General features: G+C 74.2%; 18 protein-coding genes. 10 read left to right on the plus strand and 8 right to left on the minus strand.

Annotation, left to right across the window (positions count from 1 at the left end; all coding sequences use genetic code 11):
* Positions 1-85: 85 nt before the first annotated feature.
* From ACWCYY_RS17260 to ACWCYY_RS17270, 3 genes are all read right to left on the minus strand, one after another.
* The gene (locus ACWCYY_RS17260) at positions 86-4,351 is read right to left on the minus strand and encodes a ricin-type beta-trefoil lectin domain protein (RefSeq protein WP_449796493.1); all 4,266 of its coding nucleotides are present in this window, start codon (positions 4,349-4,351) and stop codon (positions 86-88) included.
* A gap of 354 nt (positions 4,352-4,705) precedes the next feature.
* Complete coding sequence (locus ACWCYY_RS17265; protein WP_449796494.1) at positions 4,706-5,170, minus strand: SRPBCC family protein; 465 nt, start codon at positions 5,168-5,170, stop codon at positions 4,706-4,708.
* 73 nt (positions 5,171-5,243) lie between these two features.
* On the minus strand, positions 5,244-5,690 hold the full coding sequence (locus ACWCYY_RS17270; protein ID WP_380149011.1) for a VOC family protein: 447 nt from the start codon (positions 5,688-5,690) through the stop codon (positions 5,244-5,246).
* 196 nt (positions 5,691-5,886) lie between these two features.
* Here ACWCYY_RS17270 and ACWCYY_RS17275 point away from each other — a divergent pair, with 196 nt between their 5' ends.
* On the plus strand, positions 5,887-7,071 hold the full coding sequence (locus ACWCYY_RS17275; protein ID WP_449796495.1) for a hypothetical protein: 1,185 nt from the start codon (positions 5,887-5,889) through the stop codon (positions 7,069-7,071).
* Between the two features lie 150 nt (positions 7,072-7,221).
* Positions 7,222-8,709, plus strand: coding sequence for an alkaline phosphatase PhoX (locus tag ACWCYY_RS17280; protein ID WP_380149015.1), 1,488 nt, complete (start codon positions 7,222-7,224; stop codon positions 8,707-8,709).
* A 37-nt stretch (positions 8,710-8,746) separates the two neighbouring features.
* Here ACWCYY_RS17280 and ACWCYY_RS17285 read toward each other — a convergent pair whose 3' ends face one another.
* On the minus strand, positions 8,747-9,865 hold the full coding sequence (locus tag ACWCYY_RS17285) for a LuxR family transcriptional regulator (RefSeq protein ID WP_380149017.1): 1,119 nt from the start codon (positions 9,863-9,865) through the stop codon (positions 8,747-8,749).
* Positions 9,866-10,000: 135 nt separating this feature from the next.
* On the opposite strand from ACWCYY_RS17285, the gene ACWCYY_RS17290 reads away from it, so the two are divergent.
* From ACWCYY_RS17290 to ACWCYY_RS17300, 3 genes are read left to right on the plus strand one after another with little or no spacing between them, the layout of a single operon-like run.
* Positions 10,001-10,165 (plus strand): hypothetical protein, encoded by a 165-nt coding sequence (locus tag ACWCYY_RS17290; RefSeq protein WP_380149019.1) that lies wholly within the window; start codon positions 10,001-10,003, stop codon positions 10,163-10,165.
* A 24-nt stretch (positions 10,166-10,189) separates the two neighbouring features.
* Complete coding sequence (gene lanKC / locus ACWCYY_RS17295; RefSeq protein ID WP_449796496.1) at positions 10,190-12,784, plus strand: class III lanthionine synthetase LanKC; 2,595 nt, start codon at positions 10,190-10,192, stop codon at positions 12,782-12,784.
* Positions 12,781-12,915, plus strand: coding sequence for a hypothetical protein (locus ACWCYY_RS17300; protein WP_380149023.1), 135 nt, complete (start codon positions 12,781-12,783; stop codon positions 12,913-12,915). The genes lanKC and ACWCYY_RS17300 overlap by 4 nt, the downstream gene beginning before the upstream one ends.
* 261 nt (positions 12,916-13,176) lie before the next feature.
* On the opposite strand, the gene ACWCYY_RS17305 is transcribed toward ACWCYY_RS17300, so the two are convergent.
* Entirely contained in the window at positions 13,177-14,787 is a 1,611-nt protein-coding gene (locus ACWCYY_RS17305; protein WP_380149025.1) for a PucR family transcriptional regulator, read from the minus strand.
* A 207-nt stretch (positions 14,788-14,994) separates the two neighbouring features.
* Between ACWCYY_RS17305 and ACWCYY_RS17310 the strand changes: the two genes are divergently transcribed.
* The 3 genes from ACWCYY_RS17310 to ACWCYY_RS17320 all read left to right on the plus strand — a co-directional run bounded on the left by ACWCYY_RS17310 (position 14,995) and on the right by ACWCYY_RS17320 (position 19,698).
* Positions 14,995-16,497 (plus strand): L-lactate permease, encoded by a 1,503-nt coding sequence (locus ACWCYY_RS17310; protein ID WP_380149027.1) that lies wholly within the window; start codon positions 14,995-14,997, stop codon positions 16,495-16,497.
* Positions 16,498-16,828: 331 nt separating this feature from the next.
* Positions 16,829-18,457, plus strand: a complete 1,629-nt coding sequence (gene pruA / locus ACWCYY_RS17315; protein WP_449796497.1) for an L-glutamate gamma-semialdehyde dehydrogenase — start codon at positions 16,829-16,831, stop codon at positions 18,455-18,457.
* 311 nt (positions 18,458-18,768) lie between these two features.
* Positions 18,769-19,698: a proline dehydrogenase family protein gene (locus tag ACWCYY_RS17320; RefSeq protein ID WP_449796498.1), complete on the plus strand. Its 930-nt coding sequence runs from the start codon at positions 18,769-18,771 to the stop codon at positions 19,696-19,698.
* Between the two features lie 67 nt (positions 19,699-19,765).
* Here ACWCYY_RS17320 and ACWCYY_RS17325 read toward each other — a convergent pair whose 3' ends face one another.
* A complete protein-coding gene (locus ACWCYY_RS17325; protein WP_449796554.1) occupies positions 19,766-20,941 on the minus strand; it encodes a TerD family protein in 1,176 nt (391 codons plus the stop codon).
* 159 nt (positions 20,942-21,100) lie between these two features.
* Here ACWCYY_RS17325 and pepN point away from each other — a divergent pair, with 159 nt between their 5' ends.
* Positions 21,101-23,581 (plus strand): aminopeptidase N, encoded by a 2,481-nt coding sequence (pepN, locus tag ACWCYY_RS17330; protein ID WP_449796499.1) that lies wholly within the window; start codon positions 21,101-21,103, stop codon positions 23,579-23,581.
* 308 nt (positions 23,582-23,889) lie between these two features.
* On the opposite strand, the gene ACWCYY_RS17335 is transcribed toward pepN, so the two are convergent.
* Positions 23,890-24,864, minus strand: a complete 975-nt coding sequence (locus ACWCYY_RS17335; protein WP_449796500.1) for a hypothetical protein — start codon at positions 24,862-24,864, stop codon at positions 23,890-23,892.
* A gap of 276 nt (positions 24,865-25,140) precedes the next feature.
* Here ACWCYY_RS17335 and ACWCYY_RS17340 point away from each other — a divergent pair, with 276 nt between their 5' ends.
* A complete protein-coding gene (locus ACWCYY_RS17340; RefSeq protein WP_345281164.1) occupies positions 25,141-25,641 on the plus strand; it encodes an SsgA family sporulation/cell division regulator in 501 nt (166 codons plus the stop codon).
* On the opposite strand, the gene ACWCYY_RS17345 is transcribed toward ACWCYY_RS17340, so the two are convergent.
* Positions 25,628-26,986 (minus strand): GAF domain-containing protein, encoded by a 1,359-nt coding sequence (locus ACWCYY_RS17345; RefSeq protein ID WP_449796501.1) that lies wholly within the window; start codon positions 26,984-26,986, stop codon positions 25,628-25,630. The genes ACWCYY_RS17340 and ACWCYY_RS17345 overlap by 14 nt on opposite strands.
* Positions 26,987-26,993: the final 7 nt, after the last annotated feature.

A 26,993-nucleotide genomic window follows, 5' to 3' on the forward strand; every position in this document is an offset into this window, starting at 1 on the left:
CGGACGGTCCGGAGAAGCACGGAGCCCGGCTCCGCAGGACATCCTGCGGAGCCGGGCTCCCTGTCGTTCCGGGCCCTTCCGGGGGTCAGACCACCGGGCGGGTCAGCCAGCGCTGGGCCGGGGTGCTGTTGCAGTCGTACAGCTCCAGCTGGTTCCCGTCGGCCGTGACGGCGTTGGGGATGTCCAGGCAGCGCTTGGAGTTGTCGTTGTAGATCGAGCCGTCGGGACGGATCGTCCAGACCTGGTTGGCGTTCGGCGTGGCGGTGCCGCCGAGGCAGTCCCAGAGCTGGATGCGGGTGCCGTTGACGGTCCCGCCGCCGGTGGCGTCGAGGCAGCGGCCGGCGAGCTGGATGGTGCCGTTGGGCTGGGCCTTCCACTGCTGGCCGGCGCCGCCGGTGCAGGTGTGGGTCTGGACGGGGGTGCCGGCGGCGGTGAGGCCGTCCTTGACCTCGGCGCAGACGTTGGCGGCGGCGTCGGCGGTGAGCGGGCCGGACAGGGTGCCCGGGTCGATCGAGCCGTCGTAGACGGTGAGGTCGGAGACGGAGCCCTTGTAGTAGTTCCAGGCGTCGCTGCTCTGGTAGCGGTAGTGGCCGAGGACCAGCGGGCCGGTGGAGGCCTGCTTGGTCTTGTGGATGCCGGTGGAGGCGAGCGCGCCGTTGACGTACAGCGCCATCTGCCCGGTCTGGGCGTTGTAGCTGACGGTCAGTCGGGTCCAGGTGCCGAACTGGACGCGGGCGGCGGCGCTGCGGGTGTCCGTGGTGTCGTACGGCCAGCCGTTGTTGTCGGCGGTGGACATGCCCAGGTGCCAGTTGACGTTGCCGTCGCCGAGGGTGGCGGCCCAGACCATGAAGGCGCTGTCGGCGTTGTTGCTCTGGCTGATCACCACGCCGTCGATCAGGTTGCCGTTGGCGTCCTTCTTGGTGGGCACCTCGGGCTTGGTCCAGAGCGAGACGGCGAACGACTTGGTCGGGTCGACGCCGAGGCCGGGGGTCTTGATCTCGCCGTTCTCCCCGTCGAACCGGGCCACCTTGGTGCTTCGGCCGTTGACCGTGTCGGTCGGGAAGGTGACGCCGCCGCTGACGACGCCGGAGGCCCGGCCGAAGACGTCCGGGGTGGTGACCGGGGCGGTGCCGGCGCTGGTGTCCAGCTTCAGCCGGTCGACGTACGGGCGGGCGTCGCCCTGGTCGGTGGCGGTGCCGAACCCGGTCACGGCGGTGGGCTTGCTGGAGTCACCGGCCACGCCGGGGAAGATCCGCAGGTGGTTGGCGGTGTCCAGGGCCCAGAGGTCGGCGAGGCCGTCCCCGTTCAGGTCGCCGTTGGAGCCCATCTTGGGGTAGAGCCCCGTGGTGTAGCCGGTGCCGAGGACGGTGCCGCCGGTCGGGGTGGCCAGCGCCCCGACGTCCAGCGTGCCGTCGCCCTTGGTCTTGACGGCGTAGGAGCGGATGGTGCCGCTGCCGTCGCGGCTCCACAGGGTCGGCTGGGCGTAGCCGCTCGCCGCGCCGGGGCCGTAGAGCTCGTAGCCGCCCCAGGTGGTGGCGGTGGAGACGGCGGTGGCGTCGGCGTCCAGGTTGTTGATGCTGTTGGAGCGGTAGAGCCAGAGCCGGCCGTCCTCGACGGTGACCGCCGAGGTGTAGTCCTTGGCCAGGTCGCTGTCCAGCGGGGAGAGCAGGGCCTTCGGCGCACCGAGGGCGGTGAACTGGCTGACGTGCGACCAGTCCGCGTTCCAGCCGGTCGGCGCGGTGTCGAGCAGGGTGCCGTCGGCGGCGACCCAGCCGGACGGACGGCCGACCAGGCCGGAGGTGCTGAAGGTGCCGTCGTTCTTGTTCGGGTAGACGTACAGGAACGGCGACTTGGTGGCGTCGACCGCGGACGGCACGTGCACCAGCACGTCGTCCACGCCGAACGAGCGCAGCGCTCCGAGGTGGGAGGTCTGCACCTTGTCCCAGGTGCTGCCGGCCGGCGCGAGGCCGGGCGGGGCCGAGACGGCGGTGCCCGGGTCGGTGTTGCCGGTCATCATCCGCAGGTTGCCCTTGGCGTCCGCCTGCAGCAGGTCGACCCGCTTGTCGCCGTTCAGGTCACCGGGGACCGCAGCGCCGGTGGCCGCGTTCCAGGGGGCGTAGAAGGTGTACGGGAAGGGCTGGCTGTAGTTGCCGGCCCGGTCCATCGCCTGGACGAAGAGGGTGTTGGTGCCCCAGCTGGCCGGGGTGAACTTGAAGGTGTTGGTGGCGTCCACGACGTTCGGCGAGGAGCAGGTCCAGCCGGTGACCGGGGTCGGGTCGGCGGACCAGCGCACGCAGGCGACGCCGGAGGCGTGCAGGTTGGTGCCCGGAGCGGGGTCGCTGGAGGTCACCGTGAAGGTGCCCTGCTGGTTGACCTTCAGCTTCGGGGTGGCGTTGACGGTGCCGCTGGCGGGGAAGTCGGTCGAGGTGACCGAGACGGTCGGCGCGGTCTTGTCGACGCGGAAGTAGCACCAGGGGGTGTCGCCGGAGGTCAGCGAGCCGTCGGTGACGTTGGCCAGCCAGCCGTACTGGTGGCCGTCGGTGAGGTTGCCGACCGAGGCCGGGGCGTCGCTGTTCCAGGAGCCGCCCGCGGCGCTGGGGTAGGCGTGCCACCCGGCCTGGTTGTCGTCCCAGATGTGGTAGTTGGTGGTGACGTTCGCGCCGATCGGGGACCAGCTGTTGGCGTGCAGGTAGACGAACTGGTTGGCGCCTACCCAGCCGGGGGCGTTCCAGGCGCTGCCGCCCGGGGTCTGGCAGTCGTTGCGCTGGTTGCCGTAGACCGGGTCGTTGACGTACCCGGGCTGGGGCGTGGTGCGCGGGGCCCAGACGGTCGGCGCGATGTCGTAGTAGGTGACGACGTGCGGGTTGGCGCCGAGGTGGTGGCGGAGCAGCTTGTCGTACTCGTCCTCGGCCGAGAACCCGATGGTCCAGGCGGGGATCTTCTCGTTGACGATCTTCTGCATCCACCAGGTCACGTCGTAGCTCAGCGAGCCGGTGCCGGTGATGTCGGAGTTGCCCGCCCAGGTGCAGCCCACCATCTTGCCGTTGGTGCCGCAGGGCTGGTTGTTCCAGGTGGTGGTGCCCTGGAAGGCCGGGGCGCTGTAGACGTTGATGGTCGACTTGGTGCCGGGGGAGGAGGCCCCGGGCACGTCGACCAGCAGGGTGGCGCGGTTGATCTTGGCGGTGCCGTGCCCGTTGCCCTCGAACAGGCCGTTCGGGGTGGAGAGCTGGTAGTACGACCGGTAGCGGCCGTAGCCGGTGCAGTCGGAGTAGCCGCAGTAGCCCACGCCCAGGCTGCTGAGGGTGTTCACGTTCGAGGTGTCCGGGTGGTTCTCCTGGACCTGGGCGTTGACCTGCCGGCCGTTGTCGACGCTGGTCTCGGGGTCGAGGTACCAGGGGCCGGTGCCCTTGCCGAAGGTGTTCTGGTCGGGGGTGAGGACCAGCTCGGAGGCGGAGGCGGTGACGGCCATGGCGGACACCGCGGCCGCCGGGCCGGGGCGGCCGGTGGTCGACCGGTCGGCCTCGGCCTGCGCGTCGGCCGCGGCCGGTGCGGCCGGTGCGGCGAAGAGCGACTTCGGAGCGGCCTGGGCCGGCTTGAGCAGCGGCGCCGGAGGGGCCGGCCGGGTGGAGTCCCACTGGAACGGGGTGGGCGCGTGCATCCGCACCTTGCCGCCCTCGTCCGTCAGCGAGACGTTGCCCGCCCGGTCGGAGGCGACCTGCAGGCCGGTGGTCCGCAGCGGGAAGTGCAGGCTCTTCAGCCGGGGGTCGGCGGCGGCCTGCGCGGTCTTGACCACGATCACGTCGCGCCAGCCGCCGTCCGGGCGGGCCGTCACCTCGAGGTCCACGTCGGGCAGCACCGAGGCGTAGGTCGCGGTGCCGCCGTTCAGGGTGGGCTTGGGGAGCGTGAACGGCGCGCTGATCGAGAGCTTCTTGCCGTCGGCGGTGGAGATGGTGGCGAGCGGGCCGGTGCCGCCGCCCGACAGCACCAGGTCGGAGCCGGTCAGCGCCGGGGTCACGGTGCCGTCGGCGTTCGCCTTCAGCGTGGTGTCGAGCGTCTGCCACCGGCCGTCGCGCTTGGTGCGGACGTCCTGGGCGACGGCGTCGCTGCTGAGGGTGCGCCCGTCCGGGTCGGCGGTGGTCTGGCTGGTCTCGGTGGTCAGCTCGTCGACCACCACCGGGCGGCCGGTCCGCTTGGCCTCGGCGAAGGCCGCGCGGATCGCCTTGGTGGCGGCCGACTCGGCGGGCGGCTGGGCGGCCGGGGCGGTGGTCGCGCCGGGCGCCGGGGTCGCGGTCCCGGCGAGGGCGGGCGGGACGGACAGGACGGCGAGGCCCAGGGTGGTCGTGGCAGCCACGACCGCCCGCCCCGCCAGTCCGACCGGCCGTGGCAGGCCTCGGTGGCGTATCTGCTTGGACATGGAGTTCGGTGTTCCCTCCGAAGGGCCCGCAATGGTTCGTGCGGGCGGTCGACGGGGAACGATGCATTCCGTTTGAGTGGGCGGTCAAGCCAGATTGGGGAGGCTTGTCCGTCCTTGTCCTCATTGGCGGTGAGGTCGATACGGGAAAGAGACCAGACGGTCAGTCAGATTTCCGGAGCGGCTTTCCGGGGGGCGCCGCGCGTCATTTGGCGGAGGGAAATCACCTCGCGCGTCAACCTCATTCGTGCCAAGGAATCGCCTAATCTCGGAATTGATTTCCGTGACGGTCCGTCAGACGGCCAGGTGGCGGAGCAGGCCGCGGCGGCCGCTGCGCATCATGGCGGCGTGGTTGGCCAGGAACAACGGGCGCGCGACCGGGGCCAGACGGCGCATCAGGGGTTTGGCGGGGCGGACCTCCTCCTCGAAGACCGCCCGGGTGCCGGTGCCGGTGCCGGTGCCGTCGGGGTCGTCGGGATGGACGGTCCAGCGGGACCAGCCGACCAGGTCGCCGGTGAGCTCGGCGGCCAGCAGTCCGGCGGCCTCGTCCTGGAGCTGCTCACGGGCCGTCAGGCGGAGGGAGTAGGGGAGGACGGAGCGGATCACCAGCTCGCCGCTGTGGTCGGTGAGGCGGCGGACGGAGCGGATCTGCGGCCACCAGTCGGGGTAGTGCCCGACGTCGCGGAGGGCGGCGTAGACCCGGGCGGGGGTGGCGGGGAGCAGCCAGGTGGAGACCAGGTGGTAGTGGTTGGCGTCCATGCGACGGTGCCCTCCCGAGCGGCGCGGCGTTCTCCTCCGGGAGTGGTGCCCGCCGGGGGGCGGGCCGGCACCCTCAGGGGAGGTCGAGCTGCCCGGCCTCGGTGAACGGGAAGAAGGGGTTGTGGGCCAGCTCCCAGAGGTGGCCGTCCGGGTCCTCGAAGTAGCCGGAGTAGCCGCCCCACTCGGTGGCCGTCGGCGGCTTGACCACGGTGGCCCCGGCGGCCTCGACGGCGTGGGCCATGGCGGCGTCCACCTGCTCGCGGGACTCGAGGTTGACCGCCAGGGTGACGCCGCGGAAGGAGGGCTCGCCGGTGGCCGGGACGCCCGCGTCGGCGGCCAGCTCCTCGCTGGGGAAGAGGCCGAGCGCCGAGTCGGCGGTGCGGAACCAGACGATGGACTCGTTGGACGCCCCGGAGCGCTGCCAGCCGAGGGCCTGGTAGAAGGCCTCGGAGGCGGCGAGGTCGCTCACCCCGAGCGTGACGATGCTGATCCGGGCGGGGAACGGCGTGGCTGCGGTCATGCCGCCCAGCGTAGGCAAGGCTACTGACATTTCCGGGCGTACGGGGCCGGAGCGGCGAGCTGCCAACCGTACGGGGGAAGCTGATGGCCCGGCAGGTCCGGGGCCCGTAAGGTTGGGCAGGTTCTGCACTCGTCGCACGTGGGGCGAGCTGCGGAGCGACCTACGGCGAGGCGAGCACGCGGGGGTGCGGCAGAGGATGAAGAGGCAGGACGCGACCAGGCCCCAGGAGCCCGAGGACTTCTACGCCGACCACGAGGAGCACAGCCGGCGGGTGCTCGCGGACGCCGACTTCCCGGTCTACGGCGTGGACCGCTCCGAGCAGGCCCACGGCCTGCACCGGGCCGCGCCGGACGGCGAGCGGCCGGAGGGGTCCGAGGGGCCGGATCGGTCGGAGGGTGCCGAGGACGGCGACGCGCTCGCCGAGTTCGAGGTCAGCAACGGCCGGCTCGGCTGGGTCGAGGTGCGCTCCGGCGACTGGAGCTCGGTCGAGGGCCCGTACGTGACCGTCCGCACCTACCGCCCCGGAGCGGAGCACCGTCAGCTGCCCGAGCTGGAGGACGTGGTCGAGGACGAGCGCGACCGGGTCTACGAGCAGCTGGAGGTGGACGAGGGCGACGGCCCCGGCACCGTCCGCGCGCTGCGCGAGTGGATCACCGTCGAGGGCGAGCCCAGGGCGCTGCAGATCCACGAGGACCGCCGCCCGGACGGCGACCCGCCCGCCCCGCCGGTCTGGGCCGGGCGGCTGCGGGTGGACGGCGTGACCGTCCAGGTGACCGGGCGCGGGGTGCCGCCGGGCGGGGTGGAGCTGCGCCGGATCGAGGACTTCGAGCGGTACGTGCTGGGCCGCACCGACCTGCTGCGCCGGCTGGCGCTGCGTCAGGAGCGGCTGGCCGTGCTGGAGGAGCGCGAGCTCCCGCCGGTGGCCGGTCTGGAGGCGCACCGGGCGGTGATCGACCACGCGGTGCAGGAGGCGGTGGCGCTGGCCGCGCAGGCCCGGGCCAGGACGGCGCCGCGGCTGCCCCGGAGGCTGCGCGGCGAGGCCGGGGCGGTGCGCTGGGAGGCGGCGGTGCGGCAGCAGATGCGGCTGGCCTCGGAGACCAGGGAGGAGGCCGGGGAGGCGGTGACCGCGATGGTCAACCACCTGACCCGGCTGGCCCAGAACACCGACTGGGCGGTCGGCACCCCGGAGGGCGCGGCGGCGGTGGAGGAGGTCGTCCGCTACACCGTGTTCGCCAGCGAGGTGCCCAGCCTGCCGGCCCAACGGGCTTGGGAGCGCCTCTGGTTGGGCGGTGCGCCGCGGGCCCAGGGGGCGGTCCCGGCCTCGGAGGAGGCGTGGCTGACGGCCTGGGAGCAGTGGCGGATCGAGCGCGTGGGGCGGTGACCGGGAGTGGGCGAACGGAGGGGCCCCCTTCCGGTTGTTCGAATACGGTAGGCAAATCACCACTCTGACGAGGCGTCGGGTTCACCCGAGGTTCACCGTGGGCGCCGAGTCTGCTGGGCGTCGCGCCCTCCCACACTCACAGGAGTGAACATGTCGCTGTCCCGCCGGGACTTCGTCAACCGTTCGACCGCCATCGGTGCCGGTGTCCTCATCGCCGGCAGCGCCGAGGTGCTGGCCACCGCCCCGGGGGCCATCGCGGCCCCGGTCGGCGGGGAGGGCGTCGCCGAGGCGGAGGCCGCCGCCGCGGCCCGCCGCGCCGTCGGCTACGGCGAGCTGATCGCCGACCCGAAGGGCGTCCTGGCGCTCCCGCGCGGTTTCAAGTACCGCGTCATCACCCGCACCGGCGAGACCAAGCTGGTCACCGGCGAGTCCACCCCGAGCAACCACGACGGCACCGCCTCCTTCGAGGGCAGGCACGGCGCCACCCTGCTGGTGGTCAACCACGAGCTGGCCGGCGCGCGGGCCAACTGGCCGCACCCGGTGCCGCTGATCGAGGGTCACGTCTACGACCCGGGCGCGGCCGGCGGCTGCACCGTCGTCGAGGTGAAGAACGGCGGCAAGCAGGTCCGCGAGTGGGTCGGCATCGCCGGCACCGCCACCAACTGCGCCGGTGGCGCGACCCCGTGGGGCACCTGGCTGTCCGGCGAGGAGACCGAGGACAAGGCCGGCAAGAACGGCTTCACCAAGGACCACGGCTACATCTTCGAGGTGGACCCGTACGACCAGGCGGCCAACCGCGACCCGCAGCCGATCAAGGCGCTGGGCCGGTACGCCCACGAGGCGGTCGTGGTGGACCAGAAGCGCGGCCACCTCTACCTGACCGAGGACGCCTCCAACCCGAACGGCCTGCTCTTCCGCTGGACCCCGCCGGCCGGCTTCAAGCACGGCAAGGGCAAGCTGCGCACCCTGGCCGCCGACGCCGGCGTGCTGGAGGCCTTCAAGGTCTTCGACTCCAAGGGCACCTTCGTCGACGACCTGTCCCGCGCCACCAAGGTCGGCACCGTCTACGGCGTCGACTGGGTCGTGGTCAAGGACCGCGACGCCAAGACCACCTCGGTCCGCAAGCAGTTCGCGGCCGGCGAGGTCACCCGGGCCCGCAAGCTCGAGGGCATGTGGTGGGGCGACAGCGGCTTCTACTTCGTCTCCAGCTACGCCCGCACCGAGAGCCCGGGCGCCGCGCACGACGGCCAGGTCTGGTTCTACGACCCGAAGCGCCGCACCATCACCCTCAAGCTGCTGCTGGGCGTCAACACCGACGTCACGGGCGACCACGGCAACTACGACGGCCCGGACAACATCACCGTCTCGCCGTACGGCGGCCTGGTGATCGCCGAGGACGGCGAGGGCGTCTCGCACCTCTTCGGCACCACCGAGGACGGCAAGACCTACCCGATCGCCCGCAACGACCTGAACATCGGCACCCCCGAGGCGCCGGAGTTCAGCGAGTTCACCGGCGTGAACTTCTCCGAGGACGGCGAGACCCTGTTCGCCAACATCCAGGTCCCCGGCATCCTGGTCGCCATCACCGGCCCGTGGTGGCGCCTGCGCCACCGCGGCGGCCATGGCTACAACGACTGATCCGCGCGAGCCGCACCGGCTGCCCGCCGACGAGGTCTCAGACCCCGTCGGCGGGCAGCCGCCGTTCGGCCGGCGGTCGTCCGGCGGGCGGCCGTTCCGGCTCCTCGTCCGGCAGGTCGAACTGCTGGGTCAGGCCCAGCCGTTCGGCGATCACCCCGCCCTGGAAGCGGCTGCCCGCGCCCAGGTGGTCCAGCAGTTCCGAGACGTGCCGGCGGCAGGTGCGCAGCGAGAAGCCCAGCCGCCGGGCCACCGTCTCGTCCTTGTAGCCCTTGGCCAGCAGCACCAGGATGCTGCGCCGCAGCGTGCCGGTGGTCTGCTGGGCGGCGGTCGGGCCGCTGGTGAAGGGCGTCGCGTAGGCCCAGTCCCGGTCGAAGACCGTCAGCAGGTGGTCCAGCAGGGCGGGTTCGCGGACCACCACCGCGCCGTTGCCCTTCGAGCGGTTGGGCAGGAAGGCCATCCGGCGGTCCACCACGATCAGCTGCGGCATCACCTCGGGCAGGGTGCGGATCTCGGCCCCCGCCCCGATCAGCGCGGCCGCGTGCCGCCGGGTGGCCGGGTCGTAGCGGGTGGTGTCCTGGTACAGGCTGCGCATCCGCACCCCGCGCTCCAGCAGCGCCAGGTCCCGGGGGAGCGCCTCGCGCAGCGTGCCGGGCGGGAAGGCGCCACCGGGCTTGGAGACCAGCACCTCCTCCCGGCAGTCCCGCACCGTCTCGGCCAGCACCGCGCGGACCTCGCGCTGGTCCTCCAGCACGTCCACCGCCACCTCCGGGTGGCTGCGCTCGCGCCGCTCCAGGTAGGCGGGCATCAGATCGGCGAAGTACTCGCGCAGCTGCCGCAGCCTGGCCCGCTCGGCCCGCACCTCCTCCTCGCGCTGCTGGAGCTGGTCCTCCTGCGGGGCGACCAGCCGGGCTCCGGCGGCGGACGGGCTGACGGCCCGCCAGCAGCCGTCCGGCTCGGTCCGGCGCAGCAGTCCGGCGGCGTGCAGCAGCTCCAGCGCGGCCGTCAGCTCGGCTCCGGCCAGCCCCGTCCCGGCCAGCGCGGCGGCCCGGTCCGCGTCCTGCAGACGGCCGTTGTGGACCGTCCAGGCGTACAGCGCGAGCGCTCCGGGCCCCAGCTCGGGCAGCGCGGCGTCGGCTCCGATGGGGTACCTCCTCAAGCTGCATGGCACGGAGTGGCCACATTACAACCGCAGCGGATCTTCGCCCCGGGTGCCAGGGTGGTGCACGGAGCGCCCCCTCGCCGACGGACCGTCAGAGGCCGGGCCGCACGTCTCTTCACCGGGGGAACCACCATGAGGAAAGCCTTCGCCCTGCTCGCCCTGGCGCTGACCGCGCTGGCGCTGACGGCCGGAACGCAGCCCCAGCGGGACACCGTCCGGGCGGACGGGTTCCGGGAGCCGGTCTGCGTGGCCACCACCGCCTGGGGCGAGGACTGCTGGAAGCGGCCCGAGCTCTGACGGCCGCGGGCGAGGGGGAGACCGATGGACGACCGCTACGAGCGCCACTGCCTCGCCGACCCGCTCTTCTACGACGTGCCGCCCGCCACCGAGCGGCCCTACCCGGCGGCCACCGCCGCCCTGCCGCCCGGCTGGGAGCGGGTCGTCCACGGCCCCTGGGTCAACCTGGCCCCGCCCGGCGCCGAGCTGCCCGAGCAGGGGTGGAAGGTGCACGTCTCGGCCACCGCGCCGGAGGCCGAGCGGGTGATCACCACCGTGCTGGAGCACTGCACGGCCACCGGCACGCCGGTGAAGTTCCTGCGCTCCCCGGCCCGGCTGCTGGCCGCCAACGCCAAGTACGCCCCGCGCGAGGCGAGCGGCAAGCTGCTCACCCTCTACCCGCTGGGCGAGCAGGCGCTGCACCACGCCCTGACCGAGCTCTCGGCCGCGCTCAAGGGCACCCCCGGGCCGTACGTGCTGAGCGACCTGCGCTGGCAGGAGGGGCCGCTCTACCTGCGCTACGGCGCCTACCGCCGGCAGTGGACCACCGGCGCGGACGGCCGGCGGGTGCCGGCCCTGCGCGGTCCTGACGGCGCGTTGGTCCCCGACGTGCGCGGGGTGGTCTTCACCGTGCCGGACTGGGCGCCGGTGCCGGAGTTCGTGGCCGGGCAGATCGCCGAGGCCGCCGCCGCGCCCGAGCCGGACTTCCCCTTCGACGTGGCCGAGGCGCTGCACTTCTCCAACGGCGGCGGCGTCTACCGGGCCACCGACCGCCGGGACGGCCGCACCGTGGTGCTCAGGGAGGCCCGCCCGCACGCGGGCCTGGACGCCGACGGCCGGGACGCGGTGGAGCGCCTGCACCGCGAGCGCGCGGTGCTGGAGCGGCTGGCCGGCCTGGACTTCGTCCCCGCGCTGTACGAGTACCGGCAGGACTGGGAGCACCACTTCCTGGTCGAGGAGCACATCGAGGGCGAGCCGCTGGAGCGGGCCTTCACCCGGCGCTGCCCGCTCACCCGGCCCGACCCCTCCTCGGCCGAACTGGCGGAGTACACCGCCTGGGCGCTGGACGTCGTCGGGCAGTTGGAGCTGATGCTCGGCCGGCTGCACGAGCGGGGGCTGGTCTTCGGCGACCTGCACCCGGGGAACGTGCTGCTGCGCCCGGACGGGCGGTGCGCCCTGGTCGACTTCGAGCTGGCCTTCCCGGTGGACGCGGCCGAGGGCCCGGCGCTCGGCGCCCCCGGCTTCGTCAGCCCGGCGGCCCGGCGGGGCACGGCGGTGGACCGGTACGCGCTGGCGGCGCTGCGGCTCTACCTGCTGCTCCCGCTCAACCCGCTGCTCCACCTGGACTCCGGCAAGGCCGAGCAGGCGCTGGCCGAGATCCCGGCCCGCTACCCGGTGCCCGAGGGCTTCGCCGCCGCCACCCGCGCGGCGCTGCGCGAGGCGGTCGGCGGCGAACTGCCCGGGGGCAGCGCCGAACTGGCCGGCGGCCCGCCGCCCGCACCCTGGCCCGCGCCGGGGGTGACCGGCCCGGCCGGCTGGTGGCCGGTGCTGGACTCGCTGGCCGAGGGCATCCGGGCCACCGCCACCCCCGGGCGGACGGACCGTCTGTTCCCGGGCGACGTGGCCCAGTTCGAGCCCGGCGGCCCCGCGCTCTCGCTGGCCCACGGCGCGGCCGGGGTGCTGTACGCGCTGCACGGCTGCGGCTACCGGGTGCCCGAGGAGCAGCTGGACTGGCTGGTGGAGCGCGCCCGCGCGCTCACCGACCCGCGGCCCGGCCTGTACGACGGCCTGGCGGGAGTGGCCTGGGCGCTGCGCCGCATGGGCCGCCCGGAGCAGGCCGAGGAGCTGCTCGACCGGGCCGAGGCGGCCGGCCCGCCCGGCACCCCCGGGCTCGGCTCCGGCCGGGCCGGGCTGGCGCTGGCGCTGCTGGACTCGGCCCGGCACACCGGGGACCGCGGCCGGGCCGCGCGGGCGTACGCGCTGGCCGACGGCCTCACCGCGCTGGTGCCCGACGGCGCCCCGGGCGCCCCGCACGCGCCCGGGCTGCTGGACGGGCGGGCCGGGCTGGCCGCGCTCTTCCACCACCTGCACGCCGACTCCGGCGAGCCGCGCTGGGCCACCGCCGCCGAGGCGGCGCTGCGCTCCGAACTGGCCGGCGCCACCCGCCCGGAGGGCATGCTGATGCTCACCGAGCCGGACGGGCGCCGCCTGCTGCCCTACCTCGCCGCGGGCGGGGTCGGGCCCGGGCTGCTGATCGCCGCCGTCCCGGCCTGGCGCACCAGGCCCGACCTGGCGGCCGCGCTGGCCTCCGCCGACCGGGCCTGCCGGCCCCGGCTGGTGGCCGCGGCCGGCCTGTTCGAGGGCCGGGCCGGGATGCTGCTGCACCTGGCCCGGGGCGGGCAGTGGGAACTGATGGCCCGCCACCTCTGGGAGCTGCGGCTCCAGGTGGCCGGCCTGCGCGGCCACTGGGCGGTGCCCGGGCGGCGGCTGCACCGCTTCTCCACCGATCTGGCCACCGGGGCGGCGGGGGTGATGCTGGCCCTGCACGAGGCGGTGCTCGGCCCCGTCCCGCTGCCCGGCCTCACCGATCTCCCCGGCGGACCCGCCGGGGCCGTCACCGACGAAGGGACACCACAGTGACCTCGATCCTCAAGCTCCAGGGCCTGGCCGAGGACCGCACGGAGGGCGAGTACGCCGCCGACTCCAGCCACTGGAGCAGCCACGCCCACTTCCGCGCCGCCCAGCCGGTCGCGGCCGAGCCGCAGGACTGACCTCCCGTCAGGTCCCCCGGTCGGTCGGCGGACCGGCCGGGGCGGCCCGCCGGCGCAGGTGGTCACCCCGGGGGCGCGAGGCTCTGCCGATCTGCGGCTCCGCCGCGGGGCACGCGGGGGAACGGCAGTACCTGCAACTGGCTCGCCTGCCCTGATCTCACGCTGGTCCGCCTTCCGTACTCGCGCAGTTCCCCGCGCCCCCGGGGTGACCCGCGTCCTCGGGGTGACCCGCGCCCTCGGGGCGACCAGCTGCGCCGGCTCTCAGGCCTCGTCCGCGGGTAGCCGCAGCTGGAGCATCGCCAGCAGCCGCTGCTGCGGCTGGGCCAGGTCGATCCCGGTGAGCTGCTCGGCCCGGCGGACCCGGTACCGCAGGGTGTTGGGGTGGATGTGCAGCGCGTCGGCGGCCACCCGGACCTCGCCCAGCGCGTCCAGCCAGGCCAGCACCGACTCGGCCAGCCGGGTACCGTGCCGCCGGTCGTACGCGGTCAGCGCGGTCAGCCGCGGGTCCCGCAGCCCGCCGCGCTCCTGGAGCAGCGCCAGCACCTCGCTCACCAGCACCTCGGCCTGCACGTCGATCAGCGCGGCCACCTCCAGCGCCACCCCGCCGCGGCCCATCGCGTCCAGGATCCGGTCCGCCTGCGCCCGGGACTCGGGGACGGCCGCCAGCCCGTCCACGGTGGCGCCGACCGCTGCCCGCAGCGGCACGCCCAGGTGCTCGCGGGCCGCCTCCACCACCTCCTGGGCCCAGGCCCGGACGGTGGACATCGGCAGCCCGGCGGGGAGTTCGGGCAGCAGCACGTACACCCGGGAGTCGATCGGGGCGAGCAGCGCCGAGCGGTGCCGGGCGGCGGTGTGCACCGAGATCAGGCCGGTCACCTCGGCCCGGGTCAGCTCCAGGTCGGAGCCCTCGGAGGGCGAACCGGCCGCGTAGGCCAGCACGGTGGCGGGCCGCCGCAGGTCCAGGCCGAGGTGGGTGGCCAGCGTCTGCGGGCCGGTGGAGCCCTCCAGCAGGCCGGTCAGCAGGGTCCGGGTGAGCCGGACGTCGGCGGACAACTCCCTTCTGCGGCGCACCAGTTGGGCCGCCGCCACCCGGGCCGCGCCGACCAGCGCCTGGTCCGCCAGCGGGGCCAGCGGCTGCGCGCCCTCCTGCACCCAGATGGTGCCCAGCGGCTGCGCCCCGGCCCGGATGCCGATCGCCAGCCGGCGCCGGATGCCCAGCTCCGGGTGCGGGTCGATCCCGATCACCGTGTCGGAGGAGCGCAGGTGCTGGAAGATGCCCCACTCGCGGAGCTTGGACAGGTACGGCTCCGGGCCCTGCCAGCCGAGGATGGAGAGCCGCCGCAGGTCGTCCACCTCGTCGCTGTCCGAGGAGCGCGAGTAGGCCAGCACCCGGCTGGAGGTGTCCTCGATGGAGACGATGCCGTTGGTCAGCACCGCGACGGTCTGGGCCAGCGAGAAGAGGTCACCGGCGTTGTGCTCCGGGGTCTCCGGGGCGTCCGGGCCGGCGATGATCGCCCGGGCCAGCGAGTCCAGGTGCTCCCAGCGAGTCTCCCGCCGCACGCTCAGCAGCGCCACCCCGGCCTCGGTGGCCGCCTCGCGCAGCGCGTCCGCCTGCCCCGGCGCGTCCAGCTTCACCGCCACCGCCGCGGCCCCGGCCCGCCCGGCCGCCCGCAGGGCCGGCAGCGCCGCCCGGCCGCGGGCCCCGATCGCCAGCACCAGCTCCCCGGCCGAGGCGGTGGCCGGGTCCTCCGGGTCGAGGATCGCCACGTCCCGCACCGGCACGTCCAGCCCGGCCGGGGCCGCCTGGAGCTCGACCAGCGGTTCGCCCAGCGACATCAGCAGCTGACGCAGCGGCAGCCCGGCGGCGGCCATCCGTTCTCCCATCCTCGTGCCCGGTGCGGTAAGGACCGCTCGGCCTGACGGCCCGTCACAGTGCCCCGACCTGACCTAGTCCCGGCCGGACTGTCCGGGCTTCGGGGCGATCGTGCGTCGGCGATGCGAGCCGTTCCTATTCTCGGCCCGGGGTGGCCGTGACCGCCGAGCGCCACCACCACGCCGAAACGTCCCTGGAGGACCGCGATGAACGCCGCGCTGGCGACCCTGCCGATCCTGGTCACCTTAGGGCTGCTGGCCGCCCGGGTGCGAGCCCTGTACGCCGCGCTGGCCGCCCTGGCCACGGCGGTGGTGGTCACCCTCACCTCCTTCCGCCAGCCGGCCGGGGACCTCGGGCGGGCCGAACTGCACATGCTCCCCACCGTCGTGGAGCTCGCCGCCATCCTGTTCGGCGGCATCCTGCTCAGCGAGCTGATGAGCCGCACCGGCACCCAGAAGCGCCTCGGCGACTGGATCGGCGGCTCGGCCGGCACCGCCGCCCGCGCGGTGCTGCTGGTCCAGCTGGGCGTCACCCCCTTCGCCGAGTCGCTGACCGGCTTCGGCATCGGCGTGGTGGTGGCGATCCCGCTGCTGCGCCAGCTGGGCCTGTCCGCGCCCAAGGCCGCCGTGGTCGGCCTGCTCGGCCTGGTCACCGTGCCCTGGGGCTCGCTGGCCCCCGGCAGCCTGGTCGCCGCCGAGCTCGGCGGGGTGGAGTTCCAGGAGCTGGGCATCAACTCCGCGCTGCTCTCCGCCCCGGTCTTCCTGATCGCCGGTGCCGCCGCCCTGGTGGTCGCCTTCGGCCCGCGCCGGGCGCTGGCCGCGACCGGCGAGCTGGTGCTCGCGGCGGGCACCCTCTGGCTGACCGTCTGGGCCGTGGACTTCTTCGTCGGCATGCCGCTGGCCGGCGTGCTCGGCGGCATCACCACCGTCGTGGTGCTGCTGCTGGTCTCCCGGCTGGGCGGCTCCGCCGCGGTCGCCGCGGCCCGCACCCCGCTCGGCCGGGCCCTGGTCCCGTACGGCTTCCTGGTCGGCGGTCTGCTGCTGAGCCGGCTCGCGCTCGGCCTGGCCGGGATCGAGGAGGGCTGGTGGGCGGTGCTGGCCGGCCCGGCGGGCTGGCTGCTGCTGACCGCCGCGCTCACCCCCGGGCTGCTCGGCACCGACGGCGCCGTGCTGCCGCCCGCCACCCGGGCCACCTTCGGCCGCTGGTGGCAGGTCACCCTGACCACCGTGGTCTTCCTGGCGCTGGGCACCCTGCTGGCGGCCAGCGGGATGAGCCGGGCGCTGGCCGACGCCGGGGCCGCGCTCGGCGTCGGCTACCTGCTGCTGGCCCCCTGGATCGGCGCCGTCGGCGGCTTCCTGGCGGGCTCCAACACCGGGGCCAACGCGATGTTCGCCTCCAGCCAGGCGGCCACCGCCCAGCTGCTGAACTACCCGGCCGCCCAGCTGGTCGCGGTGCAGAACGTCAGCGCCGCCCTCGCCTCCGGCGGCGCGGTGGCCCGTGTGGTGCTGGCCGCCCAGCTGGCCGAGAACGCCCCCGGCCCGTCCGGGCCCGCCGCGGCCGACGCCCCGTCAGGCGGCGTGGCGGTGCTCACCGAGACCGCGACCACGACCGCGGAGAAGGTGGACACCACCTACGTGCTGCGCACCGTCCTGTCGGTGCACGCCCTGATCTTCCTGGTGCTCGGCGTGATCGCCGTCCTGTGGCGGTGAGCTCACGGTGGGCTGGCGTGAGTGGTGATGCCGGGGGCGCGAGGAACTGCGCGAGTTCGGAAGGCGGCCCAGAGCTGGATCGGGGCACGCGAGCCAGTTGCACGTGCTGCCGTTCCCCTGCGCGCAGTTCCTCGCGCCCCTGCGGGGCACTCTCCCAAGTGCCGGTCGGTTAGCCCGGTCGGTCGGCTCTGTTCACCCGTACAAGGGTGAGGGGCCGACTTTGGCTGCCAGGCCAACCAAAGCCATGGCCTCGGCGGCTTAGCGTTTCTTCATGGCCGGCGTGTGACCCCCGCCCGGCCTTCCCCCATGACGAGAAGGAGATCGCGCGCTCATGGATGCTGTGACCCAGGTCCCCGCGCCGGTGAACGAGCCGGTCCACAGCTACGCCCCCGGCACCCCCGAGCGGGCCCGGCTGGAGGCCAAGCTGAAGGAGCTGGGCGGCCAGGAGCCGATCCAGCTCACCATGACCATCGACGGCGAGCAGCGGATGGGTGGCGGCGAGGAGATCCACGTCGTCCAGCCGCACAACCACGCGGCCCGCCTCGGCACCCTGCGCAACGCCACCCAGGACGACGCGCGCGACGCGATCGACGCCGCCCTGGCCGCGGCCCCCGCCTGGCAGGCGCTCTCCTTCGACTCCCGCGCCGCGATCTTCCTCAAGGCCGCCGACCTGCTGGCCGGCCCCTGGCGCGAGACCCTGGCCGCCGCCACCATGCTCGGCCAGTCCAAGACCGCCCAGCAGGCCGAGATCGACACCCCCTGCGAGCTGGTCGACTTCCTGCGCTTCAACGTGCACTTCGCCCGCCAGATCATCGCCGAGCAGCCGATCTCCTCGGACGGCGTCTGGAACCGCAGCGACCACCGCGCGCTGGAGGGCTTCGTCTACGCGATCACCCCCTTCAACTTCACCGCGATCGCGCTCAACCTCCCGACCGCCCCGGCCCTGATGGGCAACGTGGTGATCTGGAAGCCGTCCCCCACCCAGCAGTTCTCCGCGCACCTGCTGATGCGCCTGCTGGAGGCGGCCGGCCTGCCCAAGGGCGTCATCAACATGGTCACCGGCGACGGCCTGGCCGTCTCCGAGGTCGCGCTCCACCACCCGGAGCTGGCCGGCATCCACTTCACCGGCTCCACCGCCACCTTCCAGCACCTGTGGCGCGAGGTCGGCACCAACATCGCCAACTACCGCACCTACCCGCGGATCGTCGGCGAGACCGGTGGCAAGGACTTCCTGGTCGCCCACCCGTCCGCCGACAAGGCCGTGCTGAAGACCGCGATGACCCGCGGCGCCTTCGAGTTCCAGGGCCAGAAGTGTTCGGCGCTCTCCCGCGCCTACGTCCCGGCCTCGATCTGGGCCGAGCTGAAGGACGAGTTCCGCGACGAGGTCGACGGCCTCACCATGGGCGACGTCACCGACCTGTCGAACTTCATGTCGGCCGTCATCGACGCCCGCTCGTTCGCCAAGAACAAGGCCGCGATCGACCGCGCCCAGGCCGACCCCGAGGTCGAGGTCCTGGCCGGCGGCACCTACGACGACTCGGTCGGCTACTTCGTCCGCCCGACCGTCCTGGTCTGCGAGGACCCGGCCTCCGAGTACTTCAAGGACGAGTACTTCGGCCCGATCCTGGCCGTGCACGTCTACGAGGACGAGAAGTACGAGGAGATGCTGACCCAGATGGAGTCGGTCTCCTCCTACGGCCTGACCGGCGCCGTGATCGCCCAGGACCGCGAGGCCATCCAGGCCGCGATGCTGAAGCTCCGTCACGCGGCGGGCAACTTCTACATCAACGACAAGCCCACCGGCGCCGTCGTCGGCCAGCAGCCCTTCGGCGGCGGCCGCGCCTCCGGCACCAACGACAAGGCCGGCGCCAAGCAGAACCTGATGCGCTGGACCTCGACGCGCTCGGTCAAGGAGACCTTCGTCCCGCCGACCGACTACCGCTACCCCCACATGGGCTAGGACCGGCCGGCGGTCGGGGGGCGGCGTCGCGACGCCGGGGCACGCGCCCTCCTTGCCCGCCATCGGGCAGGAGGGGCCCTTCGCCGGCTTCTCGTCGGTCGCCGATGCTCCGCATGGACTCGCCCCCAGCCTTCGGCCGGGAGGTGCCCCCTCCTCGGCGCCGCCGAGCCACGCACCCCGACGCCGCTCCTTCTCCCGCCCCCCGACCGCCAGCCGGTCTGAGTCGTCACTCCCCCCTGAGGGCGGCGGCGGAACCCCACGCCGCCGCCCTCACCCCTCCCCACCTGCTGAACCTTCTCCAGGAGTTCACGATGCTCCGTTCCGCCCTCCTCGCCGCGTCCCGCTCCCCGCAGGTGCGCACCGTGGTCGAGAAGTTCCCGCCCACCCACGCGATAGTCGAGCGCTTCGTCGCCGGCGAGCGCCTCGAGCAGGCCGTCACCGCCACCGACGAGCTGATCGTCACCGGCCGCAAGGTCACCCTGGACCACCTGGGCGAGGACACCAAGGACGCGGAGCAGGCCGCCGGCACCGCCGAGGCCTACGAGCACCTGCTCGCCGCGCTCAAGGAGACCGGCCTGGCCGCCGACGCCGAGGTCTCCGTCAAGCTCTCCGCCGTCGGCCAGTTCCTCCCGGTGGACGGCGAGAAGATCGCCCTGGAGAACGCCCGCCGCATCTGCGAGGCCGCCGCCGCGGCCGGCACCACGGTGACCCTCGACATGGAGGACCACACCACCACCGACTCCACCCTGGCCATCGCCCGCGAGCTGCGGGTGGACTTCCCGTGGCTGGGCGTCGTCCTCCAGGCGTACCTGCGCCGCACCGAGTCCGACTGCCGCGACCTGGCCACCGCCGGCTCCCGGGTCCGGATCTGCAAGGGCGCCTACAAGGAGCCCGAGTCGGTCGCCTTCCAGGGCAAGCACGAGGTCGACCTGGCCTACGTCCGCGCCCTCAAGATCCTGATGGCCGGCGAGGGCTACCCGATGGTCGCCTCGCACGACCCCAACATGATCAAGATCGCCGGCCAGCTGGCCGACTGGAACGGCCGCGCGCGGGACAGCTTCGAGTACCAGATGCTGCTCGGCATCCGCCCCGAGGAGCAGCTGCGCCTCGCCGAGGCCGGCAACACCATGCGCGTCTACCTCCCCTACGGCCAGGAGTGGTACGGCTACTTCATGCGCCGCCTCGCGGAGCGCCCGGCCAACCTCACCTTCTTCCTCCGCGCCATGGCGACCCGGGGCTGACGGGTCGTCACGGCGGAAGGGCCCGGGGCAGCAGCCCCGGGCCCTTCGGCGTCCCCGCGAGGGGGGCTCAGAGCATCGCGCCCGCGGGCTTGACCATGGCGCGCGCCGTCTTGGCGTTGACGTACTCGCCGATGGCGGTCATCACCCACTCGCCGGAGTACTGCCGGACCAGCTTGCACATCACGACGCCGGTGCTCGGCTCGGAGGTGGTGAGGTCGAAGCGGACCAGCTCCTGGCCGGAGCCGGCGTCGAGGAGGCGGCAGTAGGCGTTCTTGACGTCGGTGAACTTCTGGCCGGAGAAGGAGTTGACGACGAAGACCAGGCCGCAGACCTCGGCGGGGAGGCCGTCCAGGTGGACGGTGATGGCCTCGTCGTCGCCCGCGCCCTCGCCGGTGAGGTTGTCGCCGGAGTGGGCGATGGCGCCGTTGAAGACCGAGAGCTTCATGAACCAGGCGGTCTCGACCTTGTTGCGCTGGGCGTCGAAGGCGATGCAGGAGGCGTCCAGGTCGATGTTGCGGCCGCGCCCGGCGGGCTCCCAGCCGAGGCCCATCCGGACGGCGGCGAGGAAGGGCTTGCCGTTCTTCTCCAGCGAGACGGAGCCGCCCTTGGTGAGGCTGACCCGGCCCTTGTCGAGGGTGACCTTGGTGAGCGAGGCCGGGACGGCGGGCGGGGTGACCGGCTTCGGCGGTGCCTGGGTGGGCGCGGCCTGGGTGGGGGCGGACTGCGGGGGAGCGGGCGGCGGGGCGGGCGAGTCGTCCACCGTGACGCCGAAGTCGGTGGCGATGCCGGCCAGGCCGTCGGCGTAGCCCTGGCCGACGGCGCGGACCTTCCAGGCGCCGCCCCGGCGGTAGACCTCGACCACCACCAGGGCGGTCTCCCGGGTGAGCCGCGGCGGGGTGAAGGTGACCAGCACCTCCCCGGTGTCGGCGTTGCGGATGGTGGCGGTGGGCTCGGTGCCGGCGAAGGTGGCGCCCGCGTCGTCGAGGCTGGCCGTCACGACGACCTTCTCGATGCCGGCGGGCAGCGCCCCGGTGTCCACGGTGATCGCGTCGGGGGCACCGCCGGCGGCCGGACGGTGCGTCACCCCGGGCCCGTTCGGGGCGTTGAAGAAGACGAAGTCGGCGTCCGAGCGGACCTTGCCCGCCTCGGTGAGCAGCAGCCCCGAGACGTCCAGCGCCTTGGGGGCCGTCACCTCGACCGTCACCCGGGCCGAGGCGAGCGGCGCGTTGCCGCCCTGGGTCAGGACCGTCGTCACTGGCTGCTCCTTCTCCACGCGCATCCCTGATGCACACTCAACTCTGGCGGCTGCGAAGGCCCAGCGTAGCCAAGCTCTCAGCTGAATCGGCGAGTCGGCACGGAAAGCGGCTTGTCCCGTCCCGGCCGCTGGGAAAGCATGCAGGACATGCCAGCCCTACAACGTTCCGAGGCGCGCACCCGTGCCCGACTCCTCCAGGTCCACGGCTACACCCTCGACCTGGACCTGACCCGCGGCGAGACGGTCTACGGCTGCACGACGACCATCCGCTTCGCCTGCACCGAGCCCGGTGCCGGGACCTTCCTCGACCTGCGGCCCGAGGTCCTGCACCGCGCGGTGCTCAACGGCACCGAGCTGGACCCGGCCGCCGTGGCGGACCACCGCCTGCCGCTGACCGGTCTGCTCGCCGAGAACGAGCTGCTGCTGGTCACCGACCAGCGCTACTCCTCCACCGGTGAGGGCCTGCACCGCTACGTCGACCCGGCCGACGGCTCGGTCTACCTCTACGCGAGCTGCGGCCCCGACCTGGCCCCGCTCGCCTTCCCCTGCTTCGACCAGCCCGACCTCAAGGCGGCCTTCACCCTCTCCGCCACCGTCCCGGCCGGCTGGACGGTGCTCGGCAACGGCACCGGCAAGCAGGTGGCCGAGGGCCGCTGGGAGTTCGAGCCGACCAAGCCGTTCTCCACCTACCTGTTCACCGTGGTGGCGGGCCCGCTGCACTCGGTGCACTCCGAGCACGACGGCATCCGGCTCGGCCTGCACGGCCGCAAGGCGCTCGCCGCCGACCTGGACCGCGAGGCCGAGGAGCTGTTCGAGGTCACCCGGCAGTCCTTCGACCGGCTGCACGAGCTCTTCGACGAGCGCTACCCGTTCGGCGACTACGACCAGGCGTTCGTGCCCGAGTTCAACTGGGGCGCGATGGAGAACCCGGGCTGCGTGGTCTTCGCCGAGCAGATGCTCTTCCACTCGGCCCCCACCGAGGTGGAGCGCACCTTCCGCGCCATGGTGGTGGCGCACGAGATGGCCCACATGTGGTTCGGCGACCTGGTCACCCTCCGCTGGTGGGACGACATCTGGCTGAACGAGTCCTTCGCCGAGTACCTCGGCTTCCGGATCACCGACGAGGTGACCCGCTTCCGCGGCGCCTGGAGCGGCTTCGCGATCAAGCGCAAGGGCTGGGGCTACGACGCCGACCAGCGCTCCACCACCCACCCGATCGCCGCCGAGGGCCTGGAGAGCGTCGCCGAGGCGATGGGCAACTTCGACGGCATCTCCTACGCCAAGGGCGCCGCCGCGCTGCGCCAGCTGGTCGCCTGGCTCGGCGACGAGGCCTTCTTCGCCGGGATCAACGAGCACTTCGCCCGGCACCGCTTCGGAAACGCCGAACTCGCCGAGTTCCTGGACGTGTTGAGCGAGACCAGCGGCCGGGACGTCCGCGGCTGGGCCGAGCGCTGGCTGCGCACCTCCGGCGTCGACACCCTGCGGCTGTCGGTCGCGTACGACGGCGACACCGTCGTCTCCGCCGAGCTGGTGCCGGACGGCAGCCGCCCGCACCTGGTCGGCGTCGGCGTCTTCGACCTGGACGCGGACGGGAGGCCGGTGCTCCGGGAGTCCTTCGGGGTCGAGCTGGAGCCCGGCACCCCCGCTCCGCTGCCGCAGCTGGCCGGGGCGCCCCGCCCCGCGCTGCTGCTGCCCAACCACGGCGACCTGTCCTGGGCCAAGATCCGGCTGGACGAGGCCTCCTGGCGGACCGTCACCGAGAAGCTCTCGCTCTTCCAGGACGAGCTGGTCCGCGCGGTGCTCTGGGAGCACGCCCGCGACCTGGTCCGCGACGGCGAGCTGACGCCCTCCGGGTACCTCGACCTGGTCGCCGCGCACCTGCCCGGCGAGACGGCGGACGCCATCGTGGAGGCGGTCCTCACCTTCGCCCGCACCAAGATGCTCGCCTACCTGCCGCCGGCGGAGCGGACCGCCGCCCAGGCCCGGCTGGCGGCCGCCGCCCGGGAGCTGCTGGCCCGTCAGGACGTGGAGCAGGGCCTGCGGCTGGCCGCGCTGCGGGCCGCCGTCGACAACGCCACCGGCGAGCGGGAGTCGGCCGAGCTGGAGGGGTGGCTCGCCGGCGGTGCCTTCGGCATCGAGCTCAGCGCGGAGCTGCGGTGGGCAGCGCTGGTACGGCTCGCCGCGCGCGGCGTGATCGGCGAGGAGCGGATCGCGGCCGAGCTGGCGGCCGACCCCGGGGTGACCGCCGCCGAGGGGGCGGCCCGGGCGCGGGCCGCGCTGCCGGGGGCCGAGGCGAAGGAGGCCGCGTGGGGGGTGCTGTTCGGCGAGAGCGGGCTGTCGAACGCGCTGCTCACCGCAGTGGCCCAGGGCTTCTGGCAGTCGGGCGGTGAGGAGCTTCAACGGCCCTACGTGGAACGGTACTTCGCGGAGGTACCGGCGGCCGGCGAGCGCGGCGAAACCGTCTCGCGCGTCCTCGGCTCCGTCCTCTTCCCGACCGGCTGGTCCACCCCGGAGACCCTCGCCCTGGCCGAGGCCGCCCTGGCCGGCGACGACCTGACACCCGGACTGCGCCGCACCCTGGCCGACCAGATCGACGACCTCACCCGGGCCACCCGCATCCGCAGCTGAGGCCACCCGCCAGGGCACTCCGCCCGGCAGGGCAGCGCCCCAGGGGCGCGAGGCTCTGCTGATGTGCGGCTCCGCCGCGTGGGCGCGACCTGCCCGTTGGTTGGCTCGGCCCGGAAGGGCAGCTACCCAGGGGCGCGAGGAACTGCGCGAGGCGGAAGACCACCACCGTCAGATCGCCTCCACGAGAGACAGTTGCACGTGCCGCGATCTGAACGGCGGTGCACGGCTGGTCGCGCAGTTCCTCGCGCCCCTGGGCAGCTGCCCTGCCGGGCGGAGTGCCCTGCCGGGCGGAGTGCCCTGCCGGGGCGTCAGCCGAAGGTGCCGCGGGTGGTGGTGGCGGTGGAGCGGCGGAGGTTGAAGGCCGAGGCGGACCAGGTCTCCGTGGCGGGGCGGGCGGGGCCGGGGCTCGCCGAGGCGGAGGGGTCGACGGTGTGGACGGCGAAGAGGTAGCTGCCCGGGGCGACGTCGAGGCCCGGCGGGAGGGTGAAGCGGTAGACCAGGGTGCCGCGCTCCTGGAGCACCGTCACCACGGCGCCGGGCAGCGTGGTCCACGGCAGCGTGCCGGGCAGCGACTCCGGGCGGGCGAGCTGGAACTCGACCTGGAGGGCGGTGAGGTCCTCGCCGACGGCCAGGGTCAGGGTGTGCCGGGAGCCGGTCTGGCCGAGCGGCGTGCGCTCGGCCAGACCGGTCATCGCCTCGGTCGGCTTCGGGGAGGGGGTGGGCGCCACCGGTACCGGTCCGACCGGGCCGGGCGCGCCGCCGCCGGGAGAGGGCGACGGTGAGGACGACGGCGCGGGCGGAGCCGAGAGCGAGGGCCCGGGGGCCGGGGTCGCCGGGGTGGTGGCGGTCGTGGGGGCGGCCGGCGTGGGCGAGGACGTCCGGGGACGGACCGGGCTCGGGCTGGCCGGGTGGGTCACCGACGGGGTGCGGGCACCGAGCGCCCGCGGGCCGGGCACCGTGGCGGAGGGGCTGGGCGTCGGCGGGGGCGTGCCCTCCCGGGAGGGCTCGGGGGCCGAGTCGGGGCTGGGCACCGGCGGGCTGGCGCCGACGTTGGTGACCCCGGGCAGCCGGCCGACGCTCTGCTGCTCGCTGACCAGCCAGGTGGTGGCCACGCTGATGCCGACCACGGTGGACATCGCCATCGCCGCGCCGGAGAAGCGGAAGCCCGGCAGCCGGAACCGCGCGCCGACCGGCTTCGGCCGTCCGTGCCGCGCGTGCCGTGACGGCCCGTCGTGTCGTGCGGCGGCCGCCGTCCCGTCCTTCTCGCGGAGCTCCCGGAGCAACCGGCCCGCCTCCTTCCCGACTCACCGACCCAGAACCATCGAAGACCCGTCCCGCCGCCGCTGCGGCCCGTCCGCTCGTCGCGGTCCGGGTACGGGGCAGGGCACGTGGCGGGGCCAGCTGAGACTACCAGTGCGCACCTGACGGACCGCCAGACCCGGTGCGCGGCAGTCGGATCCGGGGCCGCGGGCCGTTGTTGCAACCCCCTTGCAACGGTTGCAAGGGCGGCGCCGCTGCCGCAGGCTGGGCGGAACCCCAGCCGCCTCGGAGATATCGTCATGCCGCGCGACCCGCTGTCAGCCGCCTCGAACCCGCCGTTCGCCGCCACCCCCACGGGCGACGAGGCGGTCGGACCCGACGTCGTGCCGGGGCCGGTGGAGGAGGTCCTGACGCTGCGGATCGCGCTCGACGAGGACTCGGTGGGAGAGGTGCGCACCCGCTTCCGGTACGACCCGGAGAGGCCCTACGAGGTGCTGCTCACCTTCCACCTCGGCCGCTCCGACGAGGCGGACTGGGTGTTCTCCCGTGAGCTGCTCCGGGACGGCCTCTCCGGTCTGAGCGGGCAGGGCGACGTCAAGCTCTGGCCCGCGTACTGCCCCTGCCACGGCTCGACCCTGCACCTGGCCCTCGAATCGCCGCACGGGCGGGCGCTCCTGGAGGCCTCCAAGCCCCGGGTGCAGGCCTGGCTGGAGCGCACCTACGCCGTGGTGTCGGCCGAGGAGGAGGCGCTCGCCGGGCCGACGGACGGTCAGCTCACCGAGCTGCTCAACGGGTTCTGAGCACCTCGCCGATCCCCTCGCCGGGCAGCCGCAGCGTGCCGCGCAGCAGGCCCGAGCGGACCTCGCGCACGGCCGGGGCGGAGGAGGTCGGCAGCAGGTCGTACGGGTCGCTCGGGCGGAGCACCGTCACCTCGGCCGCCGGGGTCAGCCGGTACGGGCGGTGGTCCAGCAGCCCGCCCAGGTAGCGCCGCAGCCGGGAGACCTCGGCCCGGACGGTGACCGTCCGGGAGGGGTCGCCGAAGAGCGCCTCGGAGAGCCGGGCCGCGCTGAGCCCCTCCCGGTGCACCGCCAGCAGCAGCAGCAGTTCCGCGTGGCGCGGGCTGAGCCCGTGCGACCAGCGGCCGACCGCGCCCTCCACGGTGAGCTCGGGCCGGGCCGCCCGGCGCAGGTCCAGGGTGATCAGGGAGCCGTCGCCGGGATGGTCCGGGCCGGGGTCGGCGGTGGGACGGATCAGCCAACCGTCGGCCAGCGGCTCCACCGCGCACTCGCCCAGGGTGGGCAGCCAGACCCGGGGCGAGCCGCCGAGCCCCTCGGCGGGCAAACGGAGCCGGGGCACCGGGGCCAGGCCGACGGTGGCCGCCGTCCAGCCCTCGTTGTCCACCACCACGGCGGGCTGGTCCACCCGGGCCAGCAGCGGGGTGGCCACGGTGCGCAGCCGGTGCAGCGCCTCCAGTTGACGGGCCCTCAGTTCGGCCTCGGCCAGCCGGGCGCCGGTGGCAGCGAGTTGGAGCAGGTAGGGGGCCATCGAGCGGGCCGGGCCGCTGAGGTTGACGGCGCCGAGCAGCCGGCCGGTGCGCGGGTCGTGCACGGGGGCGGCCACGCAGGTCCAGCCGTGGTGGCTGCGCAGGTAGTGCTCGGCGGAGTGCACCTGGACCGGGCGGCGGACCCGCAGGGCCAGGCCGATCCCGTTGGTGCCGACCTCGTCCTCGACCCAGCGGGCGCCGGTCTCGAAGCCGATCGAGTCGGCGGTGCGCAGCAGCGGGCGCTCGCCCTCGTGCCAGAGCACGTGGCCCTCGCCGTCGGCGATGGCCAGGATCAGCGGGGTGGAGCCGGTGGGCAGCAGCAGCGTCGCCCGCAGCACCGGGAGGATCTCGGAGAGGTGGGTCTCGCGGCGGCGGTGCTCCAGTTCGGCGGGGCCGATCCGGCGGGCCTCCCGGCCGCGGTCCGGGTCGAGGCCGAGTCGGCGCAGCCGGTCCCAGGAGTCGCCGATCTCGGGCCTGGGGCCCGCCCCGGGCCCGTCCGACGGCGGCGCGGAGGAGGCCACGGCCCGCTCGTAGCGCTCGGGCAGGTCCGCCTGTTCGGGGGCTCGGCGGGGCTGCGGGACCGCTCGATGACTCTCCTGCAACCGGTGC

Source organism: Kitasatospora sp. NPDC001664, assembly GCF_053596675.1.